Source organism: Leucobacter aridicollis (assembly GCF_013409595.1).
Taxonomy (GTDB): Bacteria; Actinomycetota; Actinomycetes; order Actinomycetales; family Microbacteriaceae; genus Leucobacter; species Leucobacter aridicollis.
On the sequence record NZ_JACCBD010000001.1, the window covers coordinates 3,320,230 to 3,343,260 of the forward strand.

Sequence of the window (23,031 nt, forward strand, 5' to 3'; positions counted from 1 at the left end):
ATCAGTTGCTGAACTGCTTCTGAGCAGTCTCGAGCACGGTACGCATGTCGGCCTGGCCGTTGTAGACGCTCACGAGCTCGGGCTGCACGAAGGTGCCGACCTTTGCCCAGTTGTCCGAGACGCGCTGGCCCTCGACGTCCTTGAAGGCCTCGTCGAAGACTGCCTTCACCTGATCGCGGTACGCCTCGTCAAGCGACTCGAAGTAGAGCGGCTGGCTCTCGGCGCGCGCCGGGTAGCTGCGGCCGGACGACGCGACGTAGTCCTGCGCGTCCTTGCTGAGCAGCGAGCCCATGACCTTGAGCGCGGCGTCCTTGTTCTCGCAGGTCTCGGCGATGCCGAAGCCCGAGCCGAGCACGAGGCTGAGGTTGCCGTTCGCGCCGGTCGGCAGCGGCGCAAGGCCCGCCTTGAAGCCGGCGTCGTTGGTGAGGTAGCCGACCGCATTCCAGGTGCCGTCGACGGCCATCGCCGCGTTCTCGCTGGTGAACTGGTTCTCGCCCCAGCCGCCGTCGGATGCAGACGCGACGGGCGCCGCGACCTTCTGCTCGGTGACGAGCGACGCGTACCACTCGGCAGCGTCAGTGAACGCCGAGTCGCCGATCTGCAGCTCGCCGTCTTCGGTGACGGGCTGGGTGCCCGACTTCGCGATCGGGAGCGCCTGCCACTGGAAGTCGCCCATGCCGATGCCGAAGCCGTACTTGCCGCCGGTCGTTGCCTTCTTGGCGGTGGCCTCAAAGTCCTCGAAGCTCCAGCCGGCCTTCGGCAGGTCCGCGCCCGCGGCCGTCAGCTGATCCTCGTTGTAGTACGTGACCATGGTCGAGACGTCGAACGGCAGGCCGTACATGTCGCCCTTGTTCTCGAGGATCTCGGTCGCGCCCGGCGCGAAGTCGTCCTTGCTCAGGCCGGCGGTCTTCAGGTCCTCGTCGGTGAGCTTCACGAAGCCGTCGGTGTAGCTGGAGAGCATGCCGCTGTTCATGCCGGTCACGCAGGCCATGTTGCCGGATGCCATGTTGGTGGTGAGCTTCGTGAAGAAGTCACCCCACGGCGCGGTGCGGAGCTCGATCTTCAGGTCAGGGTTCTGCTCCTGAGCGATCTTGAGCTGCTCGTTGAGCGCGGTCGTATCGTCCTCCGAGCCCGCCCACATGTCGATCACGATCGTGTTGTCGTCCTTGGGTGCAGATCCGCTGCCGCTGCAGCCGGTGAGCACCGCGGCCGCGCCAACGGTCATGGCCACGAGTGGCACCAGGTTAATCTTCTTCATTGAACGCCTCCTCAGGCATCGGATAAGTTTGTTCGAGAGTCGAACAAAGTTTGTTCGGCTTCGACAGATGTCATATTGCCAGAAGATTCCCGTCTCGACAAATACCAGTTTTTTGGCGGTGCCGAATCGAAACATTCGCGCGTAGGCGGCCTTTCTTTCCGTGGATAGTACGGGTTAGACTTCTACCAAGATCGAAGAAAGTTGGAACGTGCCACTCTCACCGAACCCCCTCGACGACCAGAATCGTCGGATCGTCGAGCTTGTCGCCGGCGGGCAGGCGGCTTCGCGCAGCGAGCTTGCCAAGATCCTCGACGTCGCCGTCTCGACAGTCTCCCTGCGCGTGCAGGCACTCATCGATGCCGATGTGCTGCGCGAAGACGGCCACGGCAATTCGAGCGGGGGCAGGCGGCCACGCCGGCTGCGCGTGAATGTCGCCGAGGCCCGGATCCTCGCCGCCGAGCTCGGCGGCGGCCACGCCCGCATCGGCCTCCTCGATCTCACGGGCAAACTGCACGCGTCCGAGACCATCCCCATCAACATCGCCGCCGGCCCGGAAGAGACACTCAAGAAGGTCGCCGCCGGCTGCCGCGCGCTCGCCGGAGACACGGAGATCCGGGCGATCGGAATGGCGCTGCCGGGCCCGGTCCGGCTGCAAACCGGCAGCGTCGACCAGCCATCGCGCATGCCTGGCTGGCAGGGCTATCGGGTCCGCGAACGCCTCACCGAGCTCCTCGGCGTCCCCGCCGTCGTCGACAACGACGCCAACCTCATGGCGCTCGGAGAGCACCACCGGCGACTCTCCCCCGCCGAGGACAGCATCACCGTCAAGGCGGGCACCGCGATCGGCAGCGGGATCATCGTGCAGGGCGCGATCCATCGCGGGGCGACCGCCGCGGCCGGCGACATCACGCACACGCAGATCGATCCGACGCTCAATGAGCCCTGCTCCTGCGGAAACCGCGGCTGCCTCGAGACCGTCGCGAGCGGCGCGAGCCTCGTGCGCCAGATGGGCGAGCTCGGACAGAGCGTGCCCGACGCCGCCGCGGTCCTCGCGCTCGCACGGGACGGCGACCCGACCGCGACAACCCTCATCCGCACCGCGGGAACCCATCTCGGGCAGGCGCTCTCCGGGGTCGTGAACTTCTTCAACCCCCACGCCGTGTTTCTCACGGGCAGCCTGAGCGCGAGCGAACCATTCATCGCCGCCGTGCGCAGCCGCGTCTACGAGGCCTGCCACCCGCTCGCGACGCAGACGCTGCTCATCGAGGCGGCCGCGTCCGGGCAGGACGCCGCGCTCTACGGCGCGGCGCGGATCGCGCTCGACGCCGTCGATCTCACCGCCTAGCTAGACGCCGTCGGCCAGGCGCAGCTCGATGACGGGCATGAGCACGTCGGGGCGCTGCACGGGCAGGTGCACCGTGAGCGTGCCAGCGGGCTGACCGGCGGCCTCCATCTGCGACCCCTCAGAGTTCGGATCGCTCTCCGAGGTGCGCAGCCAGGAGCCGTCGTGCAGCAGCCGCGTGAACGTCACCTTCCCGGCGAGACCTGGCAGGTGCACGTAGCCGAGCGGCCAGGTCGCCAGGTGCAGGTAGAGGCGATTACCGCGACGGGTGTACGCGCCCTCGCGCGGCGGCTCGAACTCCGCATGGCCTGCCCCCACAATCGCGCCGCGATGGAGCTCGGTCCACTCACCGAGCGTCTCGAGCACGGCGCGGTCGCGGGGTGAGATCGCCCCGCGCCCGTCCGGCCCGATGTTCAGCAGCATGTTGCCGCCCATCGAGACGGAGTCGGTGAGCATCTGCGCGAGCAGCGGCGCCGACTTCTGATCGAGGTTGTCTCGGTGGTACCCCCACGAGCCGTTGATCGTCTGGCACGCCTCCCAGCGCACGAGCTCGCCGCCTCGCCGCACCGGCTCGGTCGGCTGGTACTGCTCCGGGGTGTAGAAGTCTCCCGGGATGCCGAGGCGATCGTTGACGAGCATGTTTGGCTGGAGCTCGCGGCACATCGCGAGCATCGCCTCAGAACCCCAGTCGGTCGGCCCCTTGCCGTCCCAGCCGTCCTTGTGCTCCGGGTAGCTGAAATCGAAGAACATGTAATCAATCTGGCCGTACTCGGTGAGGAGCTCGCGCAGTTGCGCGTGCATGAAGGCGCGGTAGCGCTCCATATCGCGGCCGGCGTTGAGCTCGTGCGCGTTCTCGTCGTCGCGGCGCGGGTGCACCCAGTCGATGAGAAAGTCGGGATGATGCCAGTCGATGAGCGAGAAATACAGGCCAACGCGGAGCCCCTCGGCGCGAAGCGCGCCGACGTGCTCGCGCACGAGGTCCCGCCCGCAGACGGCGTGCGCAGTGAAGTCGGACTGGCGCGAGTTCCACAGCGCGAAGCCCTCGTGGTGCTTCGTCGTCAGCACGACGTAGCCGGCACCGAGCCGCTTCGCGGTTCGCGCGATCTCGCCGGCGTCGAAGCGATCAGGATCGAAGTTCTCGACGTACGGCAGGTACTCGGCGTCGGTGAGTCGCTCGTAGTTCTGCACCCACTCGTGACGGGCGGCGACGCTGTACGCGCCGAAGTGCACGAACATGCCGAGGCGCGCCTCGTCGAACCACTGATGCTCAGGCTGTGAAGACATGCGCATAATCTTCACACAGTTCTTTTGAGCGTGCTCGTCAAATCTCTCGCGGCGTGCGGGCAGCGCGATGCGCCCCCGCGGAACGCCGATCCTGACCGACCCAGATATTCTTATGCCCCCCATTTTTCCGCGGAGAATGGGGGGCATAAGAATATTTGGATAGGAATAGATGGCCCGGGCGGGCGGGGCCGCGCCGGCGGGCGGGCTACGCCTCGTCGCGCGAGTCCGCGGCGATGGCGGTGTGGTGCTGAATCACCTCGGCGACAACAAAGTTGAACCACTTCTCGGCGAACTCTGGGTCGAGATTCGCGTCCGTCGCGAGGCTCCGCAGCCTGGCGATCTGCCGCGCCTCGCGGGCGGGATCGGCCGGGGGCATCGCGTGCTCGGCCTTCAGCTGGCCGACCTCCTGCGTGCACCGAAAGCGCTCCGCGAGCATATGCACGAGGGCGGCGTCGATGTTGTCGATGCTCGAACGGAGTCGCCCAAGGCGCTCCTCAGGAGTGGGGCTCGTCATCGCTCTCCTTCTTAGCTCAGCAGGTCGTGCAGCTCGACAACCTGCTCGCGCTCCGGGCCAACGCCGACGGCCGAGAACCGGGCGCCGCTCATGGCCTCGAGCGCGCGGATGTAGTCCTGCGCGTTCTTCGGAAGCTCCTCGAAGGTGCGGCAGTCCGAGATGTCCTCGTCCCAGCCCGGGAACTCCTGGTAGATCGGCTTCGCGTGGTGGAAGTCGGACTGGTTCACCGGCATGTCGTCGTGGCGGACGCCGTTCACGTCGTAGGCGACGCACACGGGAATCGACTTGATGCCCGAGAGCACGTCGAGCTTCGTGAGCACAAAGTCGGTGACGCCGTTGATCCGGGCGGCGTAACGCGCCATCGGGGCGTCGTACCAGCCGCAGCGGCGCGCGCGGCCAGTGGTCACGCCGAACTCGCCGCCCTTGGTCTGCAGGAACTCGCCCATCTCGTCGAACAGCTCGGTCGGGAACGGGCCCGAACCGACGCGGGTCGTGTACGCCTTGATAACCGCGATGATGCGATCGATCTTGTGCGGCGGGACACCCGAACCGGTGGCAGCGCCGCCGGAGGTCGCGTTCGAGCTCGTCACGAACGGGTACGTGCCGTGGTCGATGTCGAGCATCGTCGCCTGGCCCGCTTCGTAGAGCACGGTCTTGTCGTCGGCGAGCGCGTTGTGCAGCAGCAGGCCGGTGTCGCACACCATGGGCTCGAGGAGCTCACGGTAGGCGAGCAGGTCGTTCACGACCTCGTCGGCGTCGATCGCGCGACGGTTGTAGATCTTGACGAGCACCTGGTTCTTGAAGTCGAGCGCTGCCTCGACCTTCTGACGGAGAATGCCCTCGTCGAAGATGTCCTGAATACGGATGCCGACGCGGTTGATCTTGTCTGCGTAGGCGGGGCCGATGCCACGACCGGTCGTGCCGATCTGGCGCTTGCCGAGGAAGCGCTCAGTGACCTTGTCGAGCGTGCGGTGGTACTCGGTGATGACGTGCGCGTTCGCGCTCACCTTCAGCTTGGAGACGTCGACGCCGCGCTCCTTGAGCGCGTCGAGCTCGAGCTTCAGCACCGCGAGATCGACGACGACGCCGTTGGCGATGACCGGCACAACGCCCGGGGTCAGAATGCCCGAGGGGAGCAGGTGCAACGCGTATTTCTGGTCGCCGATGACGACCGTGTGACCGGCGTTGTTACCGCCGTTGAACTTTACGACGTAGTCAACGCGGCTCCCGAGCAGGTCGGTTGCGCGACCCTTTCCCTCATCGCCCCATTGGGCACCGGTGATCAGTACAGCGGGCATCTCAGCCCCTTCCTTCGCACTAGGCAGATACCGAGCCAGTCTAGCGGAGCCCGGCTTTCCGTGCCCGGGGAGGCGTAACACGGCAGCCCCGCGGCGCGTCCAGACGAGTCGTCCGGGAGCGCCGCGGGGCTGCCGTGAAACGCTGCCGCTGCAGCGAGCGTGCTATGCCTCAGCGATGTGGGAGTGCAGGAACCAGCGATCCTTATCGAGCTGCTGAGCGATCGCGATCGCGATGTCCTGGCTGACCGGATCGATCTCCTCGAGCCCCTCGATCGCGCGATAGATCGTCGCGAGCGTGGCGTCGAGCTGCGCGACCATCTCGCGCACGGTGACGTCGGACTGCTGGAAGCCTGGCGACAGCTCAGGCGTGGTCGTGCGCGACGCGACCGTCGCGATGCGCGAGTCGACGGGAAGGCCGAGGGCGACGATTCGCTCGGCGACCTCGTCCGCGCCGGCCTGAGCGTTCGCAACGACGGTGTCGAGGAACTCGTGAACACCGATGAAGTTCGCTCCGCGCACGTGCCAGTGCGCCTGCTTGGCGTTGACGTGGAGGGCGACGAGATCCTGAACAACCGGGCTCAGGTACTGGGCGACCCCACTCGGACGATTCATATCGCCCTGCGCGGCCGGGATGCGGGCTTCTTGCATTGTCATACTGGCTTCCCTTCTCTCGGGAGCGCCCGTACGTGCCGGGCACTCGGTAGGTCCAGGCTACGCGGTGAGCCTGAGTATCTCACGAATATTCAATGCCGCTGCTCCCGCTGTCCGCCGAGGCGAGCTGGGTACCTAAACCGGCGCCGGTATTCACCGGGGGCGAGCCCGACATGCACCCGAAACTGGTAGCGAAAGGACTCCACCGCACCGAAGCCCACCTCTGCCGCGATCGTAGCGATGCCAGCCGCCGAATGCTCGAGCAGGCTCATCGCTCGCAGCACGCGTTGCCTCGAGACCCAGGTCATCGGAGCAACGCCGGTGAACTCGTGAAACCAGCGAGTCAAGGTCCGTCGGGACACTCGAGCCTTCAGAGCGAGCGACGCTACCGAGTGATTGCCAACGAGGTCGCTCGAGATCTCGTCGAGCATTGCGCCGAACGCACGGGGTGCAGTGTCTGGCAACGGGTACGTGTTCACGAATTGGGCTTGGCCACCCTCACGGTGCGGCACGGCCACGAGCCGCCTCGCAACCTCGTTTGCCACCGCAGTGCCGTGGTCCTCGCGGATGAGTTCGAGACAGAGGTCAAGTCCAGCCGATGAGCCAGCACTGGTGACGATGCTCCCATCTCGAACGACGAGTTCCGACGGCGTCACCAACACATTCGGGTAACGCGCCTGCAGCAGCGCCGCGTGGCGCCAATGCGTCGTTGCCCGGCGTCCATCGAGCAGCCCTGCTTCGGCGAGAGCAAAGGCGCCCGCACAAATCGACGCTATCCGAGCGCCCCGGCTCGCAGCCCGTTGCAGCGGTTCGGTCCACTCGGGGTTTGAATCATGGTGAGGGTCGCTCACCCCGGTCAGAATAACCATGTCCGCCGCTTCGATCGCTTCGAGGCCGTCGTCGGGGTATAGCGCCGCACCGCCAAGCGTCCTCACTCCGGTGCTGGGGCCACACGTGCGGACTTCGTATCCCAGGTCATCAATGTCGCCCCATGAGAACGAAAGCGCCTCGACAACCGTTCCGTACTCAAACAGCGTCATCCCATCGCACACAGGCAGAACAACCATTGTCATGTCCTAATTTTACCGGAGGTCGGCATTTTGGCCACGGCTCAGGGGTCAAATCGCACATAGCGTGAGTGAAAAGGTCGACACGCACAGAAAGGGTCACCATGGATGGACGATTCTCAGAGTTTTCGCTAAACCGTTCTCGGCGCGGCAAGCGTCGCGTGAGGTAGCGGGAGTGCAATCGCACGGCGCCCAGCAGTCCCGGCTCCCCGGAGTATCTCGGTACCTCGTTGCGGCGACGGCGCTCGTCGCGGTGAGCTACGGCATGTGCAGGTTTGGGTTCGGCCTAACGCTGCCTCGAATCTCCGAGAGCCTCCCGGTGACTGCTTCACTCGCGGGCGGGGCTTCCTCGTTGTCGTTTGCAAGCTACTGTGGAGCCGCCCTCATTGCAGGTGTGCTCGTAAGCCGAAGCAGGGGAACGGCAGCAACGGTGCTCGCCGGCTTGAGCGGAGCGGCTGGCGCCGCCCTCATCGCAACCGCTGGAGGAAACGCTCAGCTTCTCTGCGGGGTGACTCTCGCTGGCGCAGCCCCTGGATTTGTGTCGCCCTCCGTCGCACAGGCGATTGCGGAGCTTGCTCGGCGCTCGGATGGTGCAGCGGTCGCGCGCGAACCGCGCTGGCAGGCAATTGCGAACGCTGGCACCGGTTTCGGAGTCTTTGGCGCGGGTGTTGCTGCGTTGTGGCTCCCTTGGCGACTCTCATGGAGCATTTACGGCGGCCTTGCGGCTGTCTCGGCGATCGCGGCGTTGGTCACCGAACGTCGGGCACGCGCGATGGCACCCAAGCAGGCCTCGAGTGAATCCGCGAGCGATTCAGGCGCCAAACGCCACCGCACATTCCTGGCTATCCTGCCGACGGTTGTCCTCGCCCTGTGCATGGGCGCCGGATCGGCGGTGTTTTGGACCTTTGGGCGCAGCCACGCAGAATCCACCGCGGGCCTCTCCAACACCGCGTCGCTATTGTTGTGGTGCGCGGTCGGCGCAGCCGGGGTCGCCGGCGCACTCTCAGGAGACCTGAGCCAACGACTTGGGTTTCAACGCGCATGGGGACTCGCCTCCGTTGTGCTCGCGCTCTCGATTGGCGGCGTAGCCGCGAGCCCCCCTCTGCTGCCGCCTACGGGCACCACGTTCGTCACCCTCGGCCTGCTTTTTGGGGCGAGCTATGTCGTCTTGTGCGGCCTGCAGATCACCGGCGCTGCGCTCGCCTGGCCGGAGTCGCTCGGAGCCGGAACTGCCATTACGTTCACCGCCATCGCCGCGGGCCAGGCAGTCGGCGCAGCTTCTGCCGGCCTGGTCATCGATGCCGCCGGCTCGACAGTTGCCTTCGTCTGTGGAGCGCTGGTGTGTGCAGCAGGAGGCGTGGCGGCGCTCCTCATGCCGTTTGGGCGACGCCGGGCTACTCTGTATCCATAGGCTCGGCCGGAGGGGCGGACATGAATAGCGAGACCGCAACCAGACGCATTGTCATCGGAGGCGCATCGGGGTTTCTCGGGTCACGGCTTCGCGAGGAGTTCGCCGGAGAAGGCTGGGACGTCGCGACGATCGGCCGCAGCGGGGCCGACGCGTCGTGGGGCGACCCGGCCGCGATCCTTCGCCTCGTTGACGGCGCCGACGCGGTGATCGGGCTCGCCGGCAAGAGCGTCGACTGCCGCTACAACGATGCGAACCGAGACGAGATCCTGCGCTCACGCGTCGACACCACGCGCGAGCTTTCGGCTGCGATCGCGGCGAGCGCCGCACCGCCGAAAGTGTGGCTGAACTCAAGCACGGCCACGATCTACAGGCACGCGATGGATCGCCCGCAGACCGAGGCGCACGGCGAACTCGGCGCCGGATTCTCCGTCGACGTCGCGCGAAACTGGGAGCGGGAGTTCTTCGCGGCCGACCTTCCCGGTACGCGCCGCGTCGCGCTGAGGATCGCGATCGCCCTCGGCGACGGCCCCGCCACGAACACGCTGTTCCGGCTCGCCCGGCTCGGCGTCGGCGGGCCGCAGTACGACGGCCCGTGGTTCCCGCACCGGCGCTACCGCGGGATCGGGCCGGACCCGACCGAGCCGAGCGCGAGCTGGCACCGCACCCGCGGCCGGCAGCGGTTCAGCTGGGTACACATTGACGACATCGTGGGCGCGGTGCGCTTCGCGCTGGACACCGAGACCCTGAGCGGCCCGGTGAACGTGGCGTCGCCCGGCCCGAGCGACAACCGCACGGTCATGCGAGCGCTGCGCCGCACCGTGGGGGCATGGATCGGGCTTCCCGCGTTCCGCTGGATGCTCGAGCCCGCGACCTGGGTGCTGCGCACCGAGTCCGAGATGGTGCTCAAGAGCCGCTGGGTGGTGCCGGAGAAGCTCCTCGAGGCGGGCTACGAGTTCGCGTGGCCGGAGATAGAGCCGGCGCTGCGCAACGTGTGGGCGGGCCGGCGGGGCTAGCGCCTGCGGCGCGGGCCTGGGGTTGGCCGGGCTTGGCGGCCCTGGCCCGCCCTGACCCGCCCTGGCGCCCCGGCGGCCTGGCGGCCGGGCGGCCGGGCTTGGGCTGCGCCGTTCTGCCCCCACTGGCCTCCGCCACACCATATTCGTACCAGCACACCTTTCTGAGGTGATTAATGATGTGATCTCGCAAAAACCATGTGCGCGGCCCGCCGGAGAGCACGTTTCTCGCAAGAACACCCGATCCCGACCTTAGGTAATGGCCTCTCCTGCCGGGAACAGGCGGTTTGGCGGGGCGGGCTGGATCTGCGGGTACGGTGGAGGGGTGCAGTCCCGTCGCAAGTACCCCAAAACGCGGTCGGCCGCGACGAGCGCCCGCTACGCTAAACGGCGCAAGAACCGGCTCGCCCGCGTCGACAACGACCTCACCGACGACCAGTGGCAAACCCTGCTCGAGACGTGGGGATGCTGCGCCTATTGCCAGGGCGACGGCGCTGCCCTGCAGCGGGACTGCGTGCAGCCCGTCTCGCGGGGCGGCAGGTATACGCTCGGCAACGTCGTGCCGGCCTGCGCCTCATGTAACGCGAGCAAGCACAACTCCGAGGTCACCAGCTGGCTGCGGCGGAAGAAGCTCGACGAGCGCGCGTTCCTGCTGCGCCACGCGACAATCCTCCAGCAGCTGCTCCCCGTCGCAGAAGAAACTGCAGCGGAAACTACGACCGCGCCGGAGCCAGCCGCAGGCGACGACCACCCCGCCGCGGAGACCGCCAGCTAGCCGTCAAGCCTCAGCGACAGCAGCATTCGCTTGGCATTCTCGTAGTCCTCGGTCTGCATGAACGCGCGCGCCTCGTCCATGGTGTCGAAGTGCTTCGTTGCATCGCTGATGCTCACCTGGAGCGTGTCGGCAAACTGCACCAGCGCGGATTCGGTCTGCACGAGGTTGTAATAGAAGCAGTACGGTGCTCCCAGCGACGTGTCACTCACCGCCATCGTCGCGAACACGCCCTCGGCGTGTGAGTTCTCGATCGCGCGGTACGTGAACTGTGTCGGTGTCGTGCCGGGCACGGGGTCGCCATGTCGCACGTAGCCGGGAATCTCGACGGGTACTGTCTCGAGGTCAGTCACGGTCAGATAGCTCGTCTCGTCAGGCCCGCTGCCATCGCCCCCGCACCCGCCCCCAAGCCCCATGACTTTACGCGCGTAGGTGAGCTGCAGGTCGCCGTCCTCGTCGACGATGTCGAACCGGAAGAGTTCGTGCTCGGGCTCAGATTCCTCGCTCTCGACGACGCGCCATCCAGGCGCTACCTCAAAGCTGCCGACAGTGCGCGAGTCCGAGAAGCGCTCCCACTGCGCCTCGGGCTCCGGGGCAGGTTCTGTCGTCGGCTCGGGCGAGGGCTTCGGCTCCGGCTTCGAGGTCGTCGGCTCCGGCGTCGGCTCGGGGCTCGGCGCACACGCGCTGAGCAGCAGGGCTGCGGCGAGCGCGCCGATCGCGCCGGCCCTCCCGAGGGCGGTTCGTCGAGAAGTTCCGGGTGCAGGCCTCATAGCCCGATCCTAGGTTGAGCCCAAGTGAAACACGAGGCCCGACACGGAATCTCGAGGGCTCCAGACCCAGCGGATCGAGCTACTCGGCCTCGATCGCCGCGATCGCGGTCGCGTCCGCGCCGTTGAGGAACTCGGTGAGGCGCTCGACCTCGTGCGTTTCACCGATCGCTGCTGCGCCACGACGCAGCGCGTACAGCGCGCGGAGCACGCCACGATTCGGCTCGTGCGACCACGGCACGGGACCGGCACCCCGCCAGCCTGCCTTGCGGAGCGAGTCGAGGCCGCGGTGGTACCCGACGCGAGCGAACGCGTAGGCACCGATCTCGTCGTCGGCCGCTGCCGCGCGGTCCGCGAGCACGGCCCACGCGAGTGGCGACTCCGGGTGTGCGCGCACAATCTGTTCAGGATCCTTGCCTGCGGCGAGCGCCGCGGTCACCTCCGCGTCCGGAGCGAGCAGCGTGGGTTCTGGGCCGAGGAGGTTCTCACCGATCATGTCGCCAGTGTAGCGACCGCGCCGGCGAGCGGTATCCGCACGTGGACGCTGAACTCGGCGGTGTCACCTTCTGGCGCGTGCTCGCTGGCACTCGAGGACACCTTGAGAGATCCACCGTGTGCCTCTGCAATAGCTGTCGCGATTGCGAGGCCGAGCCCGCTCCCAGAGTCGGCTCGCACTCTGCCGCCGCCACGCACAAACGGTTGGTGGAGTTTGTCGACCGTCGCAGCTGGCAGGCGCTCGGCGGTATTTGCGATGCGAAGCACGGAGTCCTCCGCTTCCGCCCGCCAGGAGAGGACAACGGCTCCGCCTGCCGTCGCATATCGCGCGGCGTTTCCGACAAGGTTGTCGATGAGTCTTGTGAACATCGCACGGTTCACCCGCACGGTGTGGGACTCCACGGCTGTCTCGACGGCGAGTTCTCGCTCCGAGAGACGCTCAGCGGCGTGGTCGAGGGCGACGGCCGCCAACTCACCTGCCTCGCACGACTCGACTACCAGAAATTCAGGATCGCTCAGCACCGCCGCCGCTCCCCTGGGAGCCGCCGACTCGGCAAGCCCGAGTTGCGCGCGCGTGAGGTCGAGCAGCGCCTCGCCCATTTCGATGCTCCGCGCGTTGACCTCCCGGAGCCGTTCGGCGGCGAGCCGGTACTCGGCTGGTGTCGGCTCGGGCCCATCGAGCAGCACGTCGAGCATCGCCTTTTGTGTGGCGAGTGGGGTGCGCAGCTCGTGCGAGGCGTTCGCCGCGAACAATTGCTGCGCTCGAAAGGCGTGTTCCAGTCGCTCCAGCATGTCGTCGAGCGTGTCTGACAGGTCGGTGAGCTCGTCGCGTGGGCCGCGGAGCGCCACGCGGCGGTCAAGCTGGCCGGGGGTGGCGGCGCGCGCCGCGGCGTTGATGTCGTGCAGCGGTGCGAGCACCCGCCCAGCGAGCACCCATGCGGCGACGGCGCCGAGCGCAACGATCACGATGAGCGCGATGATCGACGACCAGAGCAGTGTCTGGAAGACATCGGTGACGTCCCGGATCTCGAGGACCGGGACGGCAAGCGACAACTCGTTGGCGTTCTCGGGCAGCTCCGCGAGGTCCGCCGCGTCTCCATACGGGTACGTGGGCGAGACCGAGTCAACGCCAAGGTCGAGGGTGTCAGCCGGCATCGCCGGAGAGGACTGGATCGCCCACACCGGCCCGTAGCGCATAAACAGGTTCAGGCCGACGACGAGCACGCCCCCGCCCAACGCGATGAGCAGCGCGACGCTCAATGTAATGCGCGCCCGGATAGTGAGGCGGAACCGGCCACGATCCTGACCGCGCGCCCGCCCACCGTCCGCGCTACGCACCGCCGCCTCCGGGAACGGGCTCTGGCCCGACGATCCGGTAGCCGGCCCCCGACACCGTCTGAATGATGCGGGGCTCGCCGAGCCGCTTGCGCAGCGTCGACATCGTCACGCGGATCGCGTTCGTGAACGGGTCAGCATTCTCGTCCCAGGCGCGTTCGAGCAACTGCTCAGCGCTGAGCACCCCGCCGCCGGCCTCGAGCAGCGCCCGCAGCAGCGCGAACTCCTTGCGGCTGAGGTGCACGTACCTGCCGTCGCGAAAGACCTCGCGGCGGAACGGGTCGAGTCGCACCCCGTGGGCTTCGAGCACGGGCGGCAGAGGCGGCGCATTTCGCCGGTGGAGTGCGTGAAGCCTGACAAGCAGCTCGGGGAAGTCGAACGGCTTCACGAGGTAGTCGTCGGCGCCGAGCGCGAACCCCTCGACCTTCTCGTCGAGCAGTCCTGCGGCGGTCAGCATCAGCACCCGGGTACCGGGCACGTTCGCTACGATCCAGGCGCACACGTCATCTCCGTGCAGGCCAGGGAGGTCGCGGTCGAGCAGCACAACGTCGTACTCGGTGTGCCCGAGCTGCTCGATCGCGGCGTGCCCATCGTGCACGATATCGGCGGCAATCGACGAGCGTCGCAGCACCGTCTGGGTGGCCTCGGCGAGGTACGCCTCGTCTTCGACGATCAGTACGCGCATAGCCCTCCTCCCTGCAGGTTCACCGCCAAGTCAAGCACGGGGGACGTTAAGAAAAGATCTGCGATTTCGCAGACGCCCTGTTTACCCCGTCTGGCGTGAACTGGCTGTGGCTCGCATCCGCGGCCGTATCAACGACTGAGAACACCTCTCAAGGAGTCACCATGAACCGTCACACCTCACTTCGCCGACTCGCGCTCATCGCGCTTCCCGCGGCTGCCCTGTTGCTCGCGGGGTGTTCGAGCGCCACGCCGGGGGCCGGTGGGGCAGACTCCAGCGCGGAGGGGTCGGGCACATCGGCGAGCGGTGGCGCCGACGATTTCCAGTCCTGGCACGTGAAGTACGCCGAGTGCATGCAGGGCGAGGGCATCGACTACCCGACGCCGAGCGCGGACCCGAACGCCGTGTCTGAAGCGATCAACATCGACGAGCTCGGGGGGATGGACGTGTTCGAAGCCGCAAACACGGCCTGCGAGGCGAAGGTCGGGCAGCCGCCGGCGCCGACGGGACCAGATGGGAAGCCGATGACCGAAGAGTCGATGCGCGAGGAGACGCTGAAGCTCACCCAGTGCCTCCGCGAGCAGGGAGTCGACATCGAGGATCCCGCGCCGGGCACGGGCCTCGCCATTCCCATGGACATGCCCTCCGAGGCGCTCGAAGCGTGCGGCATTTCCGGCGTCCCTGCGAACGCGGGCTAGCCGATGCGGAAGCTATGGATAGCTGTCGCCGCCACTGTCGCGGTCGCGGGTCTCGCTGCCACTGGGCTCGTACTGTTGCGCCCCGCCCCCGCGGCTCCTGTCGAGGAGCGGGCGCCGGGCGCGACGGCGAAAGTCGAGCAGGGTGATCTCGTCGAGCGCACGCTCGTACAGGGGTCGCTAGGTTACGCGGGCGAGCGCGCAATCTCGGGCGGCGCAGGCACGCTCACGTCACGGGCGAAGCCCGGATCGATGGTGGATCTCGGAGGCGAGCTCTTCGCCATCGACAATTCCCCCGTCGCCCTGTTCCGCGGCCCGTTGCCGCAGTGGCGCTCGTTCGAGCTCGGCATGACAAACGGGCCCGACGTGCAGCAGCTCGAGGCCTCGCTCGGCGAGCTCGGGTACTTCTGGGGCGGCGCCGATGAAATCTTCGACGACAACACACGGATCGGGATCCGGCTCTGGCAGGAAGCTACCGGCAGGCCCGTGACAGGCGAGATCGGCCTCGGCGAGATCTTCTTCGCACCCGGCTCGCTGCGTGTCGCCTCGGCCGAGCTCGAGCCGGGGGCCGCGACGGCGCCGGGCACCCCGATCCTGCGCGTCTCGGAGCTCGGAAAGAGCGTGTCCGTTGAGCTCAAGCTCGCTCAGCAGCGCCTCGGCGTCGTCGGCGCCAAGGTTGAGGTCGAGCTGCCGGGCGGCGTGAAGACCCCCGGCACCGTCACTGCGGTGGAGCCGCCGCGCACGCCGGAGAAGCAGGGCGATGGCGCGCCCGAGTCGCCCGCTATTGTGCCCGTGACCGTCACCCTCGACACCCCCGAGGATGCCGCGGACATCGACCGAGCGTCGGTGCGCATCGCGTTCACGAGCGAGACCCGCGAGAACGTGCTTTCCGTTCCCGTCGGCGCGCTCCTGGCGCTGCCCGGTGGCGGGTACGGCCTCGAAGTCGTCGGGCCCGACGGCGCAGAACCGCAGCAGGTGCCCGTCGAAACGGGCATGTTCGCTGGCGGCATGGTTGAGGTGTCTGGCGAGGGAATCAAAGCCGGCACCGAGGTGGTGACGGCGGCCTCATGATCGAGCTCACGGACATCACCCGCAGCTTCGGCACCCCACCGGTGGAGGTGTTGCGCGGCGTGAACCTCACAGTCGAGGCCGGCGAGTTCGTCGGCGTCGTCGGACCCTCGGGCTCCGGGAAGTCAACCCTGCTCAACATCCTCGGCACGCTCGACAGGCCAACGAGCGGGCGCGTCGTGCTCGCGGGCGACGACGTGTCGCAGCTTAGCGACAACGCCCTCTCTGACGTGCGGTGCCACAGGGTCGGCTTCGTGTTCCAGCAGTTCCACCTCACCGACGGCAGGTCCGCGCTCGACAACGTCGGCGACGGGCTGCTCTACCGGGGGCGTTCGCGCCAGACCCGGCGGCGCGACGCGGCCTCGGCGCTCGAGCGCGTCGGCCTCGGCCACCGGCTGCATCACCAACCGAACCAGCTCTCGGGTGGCGAGCGTCAGCGCGTCGCCATCGCGCGGGCGACGGTCGGGCGCCCGGCGATCCTGCTCGCGGACGAACCGACCGGAAACCTCGACAGCGCGTCAGGCGCGAGCGTGATGGAGCTGCTCGGCGAGCTCAATCGTGAGGGAACAACGATCGTCATGATCACCCACGACCGTGAGCTCGCGGCCGGCCTGCCACGCAGCGTCCGCGTGACCGACGGCGTCATCCACGACGGGCCGGCGCCGATCCGAGCGGGGGCAGTCGCGTGAGCCGGGCCACTCCGAGGCCAGCTGTCGAACGATCGCGGCTGCGCGCCATCGACCTCGTCGCGCTCAGCACGTCAGGGTTGCGCGCACGGCCGCTCCGCGCCGTGCTCTCGGCGCTCGGCATCGCGATCGGCATTGCGGCGATGGTCGCCGTGCTCGGCATCTCGGCGTCGAGTCAGGCGAAACTCGCACAGCAGCTCGACGCGCTCGGCACGAACCTGCTCACCGTCGAGGCCGGTCAGGATCTCTTCGGCGCTGAGGCCTCACTTCCGAAAGACAGCGAGGGCCGGATCGGGCGGGTCGCCGGCGCCCAGGGAGCGGCCGGGGTCGGCGCACTGCCGAAGATCCGGATCTATCGAAGCGAGCTCATCCCGGAGGCGCAGAGCGGCGGGCTCGCCGTGCGTGCGGCGGACACGAGCCTCGCCGACGTCCTCGACCTGTCGGTGCGCTCGGGAGCCTGGCTCAACGAGGCGATGGGGGCATACCCGTCGGTCGTGCTCGGCGACCGCACCGCCCGGCAGCTCGGCATCGAGCGGGCTGGATCCCTCGTGTGGCTCGGCGGCCAGCAGTTCGCGGTGGTCGGCATCCTCGCCCCTGTCGAGCTCGCGCCCGAGCTCGACACCTCTGCCCTTGTCGGAAAGCAGGTCGCGCTCGACCGGCTCGACTACGACGGCGCTCCGACCCGGATGTACATGCGCGCGAACGAAGAGACACTCGCAGAGACGCGCGCCCTGCTCCCGCAGACGCTGTCGCCAGAACAGCCCGAGACGATCACGGTATCCCGCCCCTCCGACGCGCTCGCGGCGAAGGCGGCGACCGACGAAACGTTCACGGGCCTCCTGCTCGGGCTCGGCTCGCTCGGGCTACTCGTTGGGGGCATCGGCGTCGCAAACACGATGATCATCTCGGTCATCGAGCGACGTCGCGAGATCGGCCTGCGCCGCGCGATCGGCGCGCGCCGCTCGCACATCAGGCGGCAGTTTCTCGGAGAGGCGCTTGTGCTCTCGGCGCTCGGCGGGCTTGGCGGTGCGGGGATCGGTGCGCTCGTGACGGCGGGTTTTGCGCGGTCGGGCGGCCTCCCGTTCACCCTCCCCCTCTACGTGCCAGCCGCCGCTATCGCGGCGACCCTCGTGGTGGGCGCGATAGCTGGGATCTCGCCGGCCTGGCGGGCCGCTCGCGTACCCCCGACGGTGGCGCTCAGCGGTTAGGGGCTGGCTGGGGCTGCCTCGGTCGGTGGCTCCAGCCCGGCTACTCGGCAAACGACAGAGAGGAGAGGACCCGGACGAGCTGTTCGTACTCCGCCGTGTTCGCGTATTCCCTGGCTTCCTCGACTGAGCCGAACAACCAGGGAGACGCGGCGGGATCAAACGAGTCGACCTGGAGCTGAGTCGCGAACATCGCGAGCCCACCCTCCGTGTGCAGCAGGTTGTAATACATGCACGCCTCAGGCGGGGTGTCGTCAGACAGTGACAGGCTCGCGAGGGCGCCGCCGTTGACCTCGGATACCCGATAGACGACCCGTGGCGCGACAAGTGGCGCCGGGCTGTCCGTTGCCGCGACGTAGCCGGGCAACTCGACGCTGCGGGTGTCGGCCTCCTCGATGGACAATTCGGGAAGGTCGCGGCACGCGCCGCCGAGCCCCTGCACCCGGCTCGCGAACGTGAGGAGTTGCTCTCCCGCGGCGTTCACCACCCCAAACTGGAACGCACGGATCTCCGCGTCTCCTCCGAGATCGACGACGGTCCAACCTGGGGGGATCTCGAACGAATGCGGCAGGCGGGGATCTTCGAACCGCTCCCACGAGGGCTCGCTCGGCTCCTGGGTCGGCTCGGGGGCCGCCGTCGGTGGTGTCGTCGCTGTCGGAGCAGGTGGGTCAACCGGCTCCGGTTGCACCGAGCACCCGACGAGCGCGGCGCTGGCGACGAGGATCGCGGCGACTCCTGCCACCACGGTGCGGATTGGCGCGTGCCGCTGAGCACGCGACAAAGCCCCGGCTGCTCTCATAGCCATAGCTTAGAGTGCGGCCGGGGCCGATGCGCGTGCGGGTCTAGCGGTAGTTCACAAACTGGAGCGCGACGTCGATGTCTGCACCCTTCAGCAGCGCCATGGTCGCCTGCAGGTCGTCACGACTCTTCGAGCTGACACGGAGCTCGTCACCCTGGATCTGGCTCTTGACGCTCTTCGGGCCTTCGTCGCGGATGAGCTTGTTCAGCTTCTTCGCGGTCGCCTGATCGATGCCCTCCTTGAGCTTCGACTCGATGCGGTACTCCTTGCCGCTGGCGTAGGGCTCCCCCGAGTCGAGCACCTTGAGCGACATGCCGCGCTTGATGATCTTCGACTGGAGCACGTCGAGTACTGCGTTCGCGCGCTCCTCAGTGTTCGCCTTGATGAGGATCGTGTCGCCGGAGTACGAAACGTCGGCGCCAACGCCCTTGAAGTCGTAGCGCTGCTCGACCTCCTTGCGGGCCTGGTTCACTGCATTCTCGACCTCCATAGAGTCGATCTTGCTCACAACGTCAAATGAGGAATCAGCCATGCCCTAAGCGTAGACGAAAGCCCCCGCATTGCGCAGCGATCCTCAACAGGCGTCACGAAACGTAATGTCTGACATAACGGGAACGAAACTATTGGTACGATGGGTGTTTGTCGCCCGCACCCGGCGCGACTCGCCTCGAAAGGATCACCATGTCGTCTTCGACAGCACCGCCCGTCCCCTCAGCGCAGCCAGCTGCGCCCCCAGCGGAACACGGGAAAGGTCGGCTGCCGAAATGGATGACGTCCTTTGGCTGGCAGATCCTCGCCGCGCTCGTGCTCGGCCTCGTGCTCGGCACCGTCGCGCTCAACCTCGGGCCCGACGCCGAGGGCAACCCGAACGGGCTGCACGCGACACTGAAGGTCATCGGCTCGAGCTACGTCACACTGCTGCGCGCCGCGGTCGTGCCGCTCATCTTCACGGCGATCGTGTCGAGCATCGTCGGGCTGCGTAAGGTCACGAACGCTGCCCGGCTCGCCGGCCAGACGCTGCTCTGGTTCGCGATCACCGCGCTCATCGCCGTCGCAATCGGCATCACCCTCGGCGTGACGCTGCGCCCCGGCGCTGCCGCGTCTGGCTCGGAGCTCACCCCGTCCGATCCGTACACCGTCGGCACCTGGTGGAACTTCCTCACCGGCCTCGTGCCCCAGAACTTCCTCGGCCTCGGCGTCTCGGGCGGTGTCGACCTCGAGACCGGCGCCCTGACCGCTGGTGCAAGCTTCAACGTGCTGCAGGTCATCGTCGTGTCGGCAGCCGTCGGCATCGCGGCGCTGAAGATCGGCCAGAAGGCCGAGCCGTTCATCGCGCTCACCGAGTCGGCGCTCACCATCATCCAGAAGGTGCTGTGGTGGATCATTCGGATCGCACCGCTCGGCACGCTCGGCCTCATCGGCAACGCGATCGTCGAGTACGGCTGGGGCAAGATGGGGACCCTCACGCTGTTCGTCGCCGTGCTCTACCTCGGCCTCGCCATTGTGCTGTTCGTCGTCTACCCGGTCCTCGTGAAGGCGCACGGCCTCTCGATCCGCCAGTACTTCTCTGGCGTGTGGCCCGCGGTGCAGCTCGGCTTCGTGAGCCGCTCGTCGATCGGCACGCTACCGCTGACCCAGCGCGTGACTGAGCGCAACCTCGGCGTGCCCCGCGGCTACGCGTCGTTCGCGGTGCCGCTCGGCGCAACGACGAAGATGGACGGCTGCGCCGCGATCTACCCGGCCGTCGCCGCGATCTTCATCGCCCAGTTCTTCGGCATCGAGCTGTCGCTCGTGCAGTACCTGCTCATTGCCCTCGTCTCGGTCGTCGGTTCGGCCGCGACCGCGGGCACGACGGGCGCAACCGTCATGCTCACGCTTACGCTGTCCACGCTCGGCCTGCCGCTTGAGGGCGTCGGCCTGCTGCTCGCCGTCGACCCGATCATCGACATGGGCCGCACCGCGGTGAACGTCGCGGGCCAGGCGCTCGTGCCGACCATCGTCGCAAAGCGCGAGGGGATCCTGGACGAGGATCTCTACAACGCGCCCCGCCAGGGCCTCGCGTTCGACAACTCGGACACGGACGACGAGCTTGCCGAGGCCGAGCTCGCTCAGACCGAGACTGGCGCGCCAGAACCGGCCACTCGGTAGCTTCCAACGAGCCGTCGCGTCACGCCAGACGCCGCTCTCCCGCTTCGCCCCGCACGCTTGGTCTCGCCAAGTGTGCGGGGCGTTTGCCGTTGGTGCCCGGCGGGTAGGCTATGAAAATACATAGAAAAGCCTTCGCGGCAGCGCAGGGAACGAAAGGACACTCCGATTACTCTGTCACGCACCCGAACCCGATCGACAACCGCGGCAACGCTCGCGACGCTCCTCCTGCTCCCCGTCCTTGCGGGCTGCAGCATCTTTCCGGTAACTGCCATCGAACGCGATGACGAGGGCGCCGTCACGGAGCAGTCCCAGGCGTCAGTGGACCAGATCGCGGTGGGCGATTGCATGGACTCCACCGACGATTCCGTCGTGTATGACGTTCCCGTGGTCCCCTGCTCGGAGGAGCACGACGAGGAGATCTTCGGCGAGTTCGAGCTCTCCGGCGACAGCTTCCCCGATGCCACCGCGCTTGAGGACGAGAGCAACGAGAAGTGCGTGGCCATGTTCAATGAGTTCGTCGGCATGGACTACTTCGACTCCGAGCTCGACTTCTACACGCTCACCCCCACCGAGGACGGCTGGAATGAGTTCAACGATCGCACCGTGAACTGCGTCATCGTCGATCCCGCAGGAAAGATCACCGGCAGCCTGAAGGGCGCCGCCCGCTAGCCTGCCGACCCGCGGGGTGCCCCCTCCCGGTTACACTCCGAAGTATGGAATCACCGGTACTCAGCTATCTACGCAAGGTCCACGCGGAGCTGGCGGAGCTGCGGGACGGCACCCCGTACAGCGTCGGCCCGTCGAGCGCGGATCTGAACCCCGCGGACTTCGGCATTGCCCTCGCGACGGTTGACGGCCACGTCTACGAGGTCGGCACGACGCGCAAGCAGTTCTCGCTGCAGTCAATCTCGAAGCCGTTGAGCTACGGGTTCGCAATCGCCGAGCTTGGCATGGACGCGGTTGACGCGCACGTCGACGTCGAGCCATCGGGCGACCCGTTCAACGAGATCTCCTCTAACCCGGAGACCGGCAGGCCGGCCAACGCGATGATCAATGCCGGGGCGATCGCCGTCGCCTCGCTCATCAAGGGTTCGGGCGGCCGGACGCCGATTCAACGCATCGAGCACACGTACTCCGAGTTCGCCGCCCGGAGGCTCCGTAGCGACGGCCGCGAGTATCGGGCTGAACGCGCGCGGAGCGACAGGAACCACGGACTCGCCTACTTGCTCAGCGCCGCGGGCGTCGTCGAGGGCGACCCGACTCGCGCGCTCGAAACTTACCTGCGACAGTGCGCCGTGCAGGTCGACTGCCGCGACCTGGCGATGATTGCGGCGACGCTCGCGTCGGGCGGCACGAATCCCGTCACTGGCACGGAGGTGCTCCCCTACGAGGCCGTCGAACGGGTGCTGTCGGTCATGATGACCTCCGGCATGTACGACGACGCTGGCGACTGGGCGACGAGCGTCGGGCTCCCCGCAAAATCCGGGGTGGGCGGCGGGATCATTGCCGTGCTGCCGGGCCAGGTGGGGCTCGCTGTCTATTCGCCGCCCCTCGACAAGCACGGCAACAGCGTGCGCGGCGCGGCGGCCTGCCGCCGCATCTCGTCTGATCTCCAGATGCACTTCGTGCGCTCGGCCAGGCAGGGACGCTCCGCGATCCGCTCGATCCGCACGATCGACCAGGAGCCGTCGAACATCCGGCGCACCGAGGCGGCCGCCGACGTGCTCCAGGAGCAGAGCGAGCGGGCGCTTGTCCTTGAGCTCGCTGGCGACCTGTTCTTCGCCGGCACGGAGACCGTCGTCCGAGAGCTCACCTCGCGCGCGCCCGAGATCGATGTCGTCGTCATCGACGTGCGCGATGTCGATGAGGTGGGCGACGCCGGCATCCGCATGATCAACGCGGTGTTCCAGGACTTCCGCGAGAACGGCCGCGAGATCCTGCTCGTCGATCCCGACGACGTGCTCGGCGGCGTCGATACGCGAGGCATCACGGTCTTCGACTCGCGCGACCGCGCGATCGCCGAGTGCGAGCACCGCCTGCTCGAGCGCTACGGCGGCCCCGAGGCCATGCCGCGCGCGGTCCCCGTCGTCGACTCCCCAGTCCTCGCGCCACTTGACCGCGCCGACGCGGAGGCGCTCGCCTCGCACATGAATCCCCGCCACTACGATGATGGCGACGTGATTCGGCGCGTTGGGCAGCGATTCGGCGGGGTGTTCTTCATCCTGTCAGGGACGATCAGCATCGTCGCCTCGCACACCGACGGCACGAGGTTCAGGCTGCGCACCCTCGGCGCCGGGATGACCTTCGGCGAGCTCGCGCTTGGCGAGGATGACAGGCAAGAGACCACGGCGAAGGCCGAGGGGCCGGTTGAGGTCATGGTGCTCACCGCCGACGAGATCGAGGCGCTTGAGGAGCGCGACCCGGCCCTGGCCGTGCAGCTGTGGCGCGCGCTCTCCCGCGACGCGTACATGCGCGTCGACCGCCTCAGCCGCGCCAACGCCGCCCGTATCCGAGACTGATCAACAGCTGCTGGGTACGTCGCTG

Annotated in this window: 23 protein-coding genes; 11 read left to right on the forward strand and 12 right to left on the reverse strand. The window is 67.6% G+C overall.

Annotated elements, in window-relative coordinates; genetic code table 11:
* Window position 1 precedes the first annotated feature (1 nt).
* Window positions 2–1,258: an ABC transporter substrate-binding protein gene (locus BJ960_RS15295; RefSeq protein WP_121076330.1), complete on the reverse strand. Its 1,257-nt coding sequence runs from the start codon at window positions 1,256–1,258 to the stop codon at window positions 2–4.
* Window positions 1,259–1,466: 208 nt separating this feature from the next.
* On the opposite strand from BJ960_RS15295, the gene BJ960_RS15300 reads away from it, so the two are divergent.
* Window positions 1,467–2,603: an ROK family transcriptional regulator gene (locus BJ960_RS15300; protein ID WP_121076327.1), complete on the forward strand. Its 1,137-nt coding sequence runs from the start codon at window positions 1,467–1,469 to the stop codon at window positions 2,601–2,603.
* On the opposite strand, the gene BJ960_RS15305 is transcribed toward BJ960_RS15300, so the two are convergent.
* The 5 genes from BJ960_RS15305 to BJ960_RS15325 form a co-directional block, all read right to left on the reverse strand.
* Window positions 2,604–3,884, reverse strand: coding sequence for an alpha-L-fucosidase (locus tag BJ960_RS15305; RefSeq protein WP_185987918.1), 1,281 nt, complete (start codon window positions 3,882–3,884; stop codon window positions 2,604–2,606). It abuts the gene before it with no gap.
* A gap of 205 nt (window positions 3,885–4,089) precedes the next feature.
* Window positions 4,090–4,398, reverse strand: a complete 309-nt coding sequence (locus BJ960_RS15310) for a chorismate mutase (protein ID WP_121076321.1) — start codon at window positions 4,396–4,398, stop codon at window positions 4,090–4,092.
* A gap of 11 nt (window positions 4,399–4,409) precedes the next feature.
* Window positions 4,410–5,696, reverse strand: coding sequence for an adenylosuccinate synthase (locus BJ960_RS15315; protein WP_121076318.1), 1,287 nt, complete (start codon window positions 5,694–5,696; stop codon window positions 4,410–4,412).
* Window positions 5,697–5,858: 162 nt separating this feature from the next.
* A complete protein-coding gene (locus tag BJ960_RS15320) occupies window positions 5,859–6,344 on the reverse strand; it encodes a Dps family protein (RefSeq protein WP_370647896.1) in 486 nt (161 codons plus the stop codon).
* Window positions 6,345–6,439: 95 nt separating this feature from the next.
* Complete coding sequence (locus BJ960_RS15325) at window positions 6,440–7,420, reverse strand: GlxA family transcriptional regulator (protein WP_185987919.1); 981 nt, start codon at window positions 7,418–7,420, stop codon at window positions 6,440–6,442.
* Between the two features lie 169 nt (window positions 7,421–7,589).
* On the opposite strand from BJ960_RS15325, the gene BJ960_RS15330 reads away from it, so the two are divergent.
* The 3 genes from BJ960_RS15330 to BJ960_RS15340 all read left to right on the forward strand — a co-directional run bounded on the left by BJ960_RS15330 (window position 7,590) and on the right by BJ960_RS15340 (window position 10,610).
* Complete coding sequence (locus BJ960_RS15330; protein WP_185987920.1) at window positions 7,590–8,825, forward strand: MFS transporter; 1,236 nt, start codon at window positions 7,590–7,592, stop codon at window positions 8,823–8,825.
* A 20-nt stretch (window positions 8,826–8,845) separates the two neighbouring features.
* On the forward strand, window positions 8,846–9,838 hold the full coding sequence (locus BJ960_RS15335; protein WP_185987921.1) for an epimerase: 993 nt from the start codon (window positions 8,846–8,848) through the stop codon (window positions 9,836–9,838).
* A 322-nt stretch (window positions 9,839–10,160) separates the two neighbouring features.
* The gene (locus BJ960_RS15340) at window positions 10,161–10,610 is read left to right on the forward strand and encodes an HNH endonuclease (RefSeq protein ID WP_307814520.1); all 450 of its coding nucleotides are present in this window, start codon (window positions 10,161–10,163) and stop codon (window positions 10,608–10,610) included.
* Here BJ960_RS15340 and BJ960_RS15345 read toward each other — a convergent pair.
* The 4 genes from BJ960_RS15345 to BJ960_RS15360 form a co-directional block, all read right to left on the reverse strand.
* Entirely contained in the window at window positions 10,607–11,377 is a 771-nt protein-coding gene (locus tag BJ960_RS15345) for a hypothetical protein (RefSeq protein WP_185987923.1), read from the reverse strand. The genes BJ960_RS15340 and BJ960_RS15345 overlap by 4 nt on opposite strands.
* A gap of 79 nt (window positions 11,378–11,456) precedes the next feature.
* A complete protein-coding gene (locus BJ960_RS15350; RefSeq protein WP_121076305.1) occupies window positions 11,457–11,870 on the reverse strand; it encodes a DUF3151 domain-containing protein in 414 nt (137 codons plus the stop codon).
* Complete coding sequence (locus BJ960_RS15355; RefSeq protein WP_185987924.1) at window positions 11,867–13,207, reverse strand: HAMP domain-containing sensor histidine kinase; 1,341 nt, start codon at window positions 13,205–13,207, stop codon at window positions 11,867–11,869. The genes BJ960_RS15350 and BJ960_RS15355 overlap by 4 nt, the downstream gene beginning before the upstream one ends.
* Window positions 13,200–13,889: a response regulator transcription factor gene (locus BJ960_RS15360; RefSeq protein ID WP_185987925.1), complete on the reverse strand. Its 690-nt coding sequence runs from the start codon at window positions 13,887–13,889 to the stop codon at window positions 13,200–13,202. The genes BJ960_RS15355 and BJ960_RS15360 overlap by 8 nt, the downstream gene beginning before the upstream one ends.
* A gap of 161 nt (window positions 13,890–14,050) precedes the next feature.
* On the opposite strand from BJ960_RS15360, the gene BJ960_RS15365 reads away from it, so the two are divergent.
* From BJ960_RS15365 to BJ960_RS15380, 4 genes are read left to right on the forward strand one after another with little or no spacing between them, the layout of a single operon-like run.
* Window positions 14,051–14,584, forward strand: coding sequence for a hypothetical protein (locus BJ960_RS15365; protein ID WP_185987926.1), 534 nt, complete (start codon window positions 14,051–14,053; stop codon window positions 14,582–14,584).
* A gap of 3 nt (window positions 14,585–14,587) precedes the next feature.
* Window positions 14,588–15,652 carry a peptidoglycan-binding protein gene (locus BJ960_RS15370; protein ID WP_185987927.1) on the forward strand — a complete coding sequence of 355 codons (1,065 nt, stop codon included), beginning with the start codon at window positions 14,588–14,590 and terminating at the stop codon, window positions 15,650–15,652.
* Window positions 15,649–16,338 carry an ABC transporter ATP-binding protein gene (locus tag BJ960_RS15375; RefSeq protein ID WP_185987928.1) on the forward strand — a complete coding sequence of 230 codons (690 nt, stop codon included), beginning with the start codon at window positions 15,649–15,651 and terminating at the stop codon, window positions 16,336–16,338. The genes BJ960_RS15370 and BJ960_RS15375 overlap by 4 nt, the downstream gene beginning before the upstream one ends.
* On the forward strand, window positions 16,335–17,543 hold the full coding sequence (locus BJ960_RS15380; protein ID WP_185987929.1) for an ABC transporter permease: 1,209 nt from the start codon (window positions 16,335–16,337) through the stop codon (window positions 17,541–17,543). The genes BJ960_RS15375 and BJ960_RS15380 overlap by 4 nt, the downstream gene beginning before the upstream one ends.
* Before the next feature lie 40 nt (window positions 17,544–17,583).
* Here BJ960_RS15380 and BJ960_RS15385 read toward each other — a convergent pair whose 3' ends face one another.
* Both BJ960_RS15385 and BJ960_RS15390 read right to left on the reverse strand, forming a co-directional pair.
* A complete protein-coding gene (locus tag BJ960_RS15385) occupies window positions 17,584–18,339 on the reverse strand; it encodes a hypothetical protein (protein WP_185987930.1) in 756 nt (251 codons plus the stop codon).
* A 43-nt stretch (window positions 18,340–18,382) separates the two neighbouring features.
* Entirely contained in the window at window positions 18,383–18,871 is a 489-nt protein-coding gene (locus tag BJ960_RS15390; protein ID WP_185987931.1) for a YajQ family cyclic di-GMP-binding protein, read from the reverse strand.
* A gap of 149 nt (window positions 18,872–19,020) precedes the next feature.
* On the opposite strand from BJ960_RS15390, the gene BJ960_RS15395 reads away from it, so the two are divergent.
* The 3 genes from BJ960_RS15395 to glsA all read left to right on the forward strand — a co-directional run bounded on the left by BJ960_RS15395 (window position 19,021) and on the right by glsA (window position 23,006).
* Window positions 19,021–20,487: a dicarboxylate/amino acid:cation symporter gene (locus BJ960_RS15395; RefSeq protein ID WP_185987932.1), complete on the forward strand. Its 1,467-nt coding sequence runs from the start codon at window positions 19,021–19,023 to the stop codon at window positions 20,485–20,487.
* Between the two features lie 270 nt (window positions 20,488–20,757).
* On the forward strand, window positions 20,758–21,156 hold the full coding sequence (locus BJ960_RS15400; protein ID WP_342354345.1) for a septum formation family protein: 399 nt from the start codon (window positions 20,758–20,760) through the stop codon (window positions 21,154–21,156).
* Window positions 21,157–21,200: 44 nt separating this feature from the next.
* The gene (gene glsA, locus BJ960_RS15405) at window positions 21,201–23,006 is read left to right on the forward strand and encodes a glutaminase A (RefSeq protein WP_185987934.1); all 1,806 of its coding nucleotides are present in this window, start codon (window positions 21,201–21,203) and stop codon (window positions 23,004–23,006) included.
* Window positions 23,007–23,031 lie beyond the last annotated feature (25 nt).